1 protein-coding gene is annotated in these 1,125 nt (G+C 70.8%); it reads right to left on the bottom strand.

The genetic code is table 11. The annotated features are described in order from the left end of the window. On the bottom strand, positions 1-1,125 hold a 1,125-nt coding region (locus tag AXW62_RS08745), incomplete at both ends, for an acyltransferase domain-containing protein (protein ID WP_159060836.1).

The raw sequence follows: 1,125 nt of genomic DNA, 5'->3' as shown, positions 1-1,125 counted from the left end.
AACAAACCCGACTCCCCCACACCCTCGCCCTCGCCCACCGCCAGCAGCGACACCACACCCGACACCACCACACCACCCACCGCCGCACGCAGCTCACCCGCCACCCCAGCCCGATCCCCAGCCCCCACCTCAACCACCCGCACATCAACCCCACGCCCAGCCAACCCCCGCACCACACCCTCCAACCACACACCACCAGCCCCACCAACAGGCACCACAACCACCCAACAACCACCCACCACACCAGCCGCCGAACCCACCCCCACCGGCTTCCACACCACCCGATAACGCCAACCATCCACCACCGAACGCACCGACTCCTGCCGCCGCCACCACGACAACGCAGGCAACACCTCACCCAGCGAAACCCCCGGATCCACCGCCAACTCCGCCGCCAACGCGGCCACATCCCCACGCTCCACCACATCCCAGAACCGCCCATCGACGACACCACCCGGCACAACCTCCGCCGCCGGGGTCTCCTCCCACCAGTACCGCTGGCGCTGGAAGGCGTACGTCGGCAGCTCGACCCGCCGGGCTCCGGTGCCCTCGAAGTACGCGGCCCAGTCCGGGCGCCGGCCCCGGACATGCAGCAGGGCGAGGGCGGCGGTCACCGCCTCGGCCTCCGCCCGCCCCTTGCGCAGGGTGGCGGCGAACGCGGTGTCCTCGCCGGTCACGCACTCCTGCGCCATCGCGGAGAGCACACCGTCCGGGCCCAACTCCACGAAGGTCGTCACGCCCTGCGCTTCCAGCGCGCGCACACCGTCGAGGAACCGCACGGCCTCCCGCACATGCCGCACCCAGAAGTCGGCCGACGCCATCTCCTCGGCGGACACGACGTCGCCGGTCAGGTTGGACACGATCGGGATACGCGGGGCCTCATACGTCAGCCCCTGCGCCACCTCACGGAACGCCTCCAGCATCCCGTCCATGAGCGGCGAGTGGAACGCATGGCTCACCGTCAGCCGCTTGGTCTTACGACCCCGCGCCTCGAAGCCCGCCGCGATCTCCAGCGCCGCGTCCTCATCACCCGCGATGACCACCGACGTGGGCCCGTTGAGGGCAGCAATGCTGACCCGCTCGGTCAGCAGCGGCGCCACCTCGTCCTCCGACGCCTGCACCGCG

It is taken from the genome of Streptomyces hygroscopicus subsp. hygroscopicus, from assembly GCF_001553455.1.
GTDB classification, from domain to species: Bacteria; Actinomycetota; Actinomycetes; order Streptomycetales; family Streptomycetaceae; genus Streptomyces; species Streptomyces hygroscopicus.
Note: the sequence above shows the minus strand (reverse complement) of the source record. Positions and strands in the feature narration are given on the sequence as shown.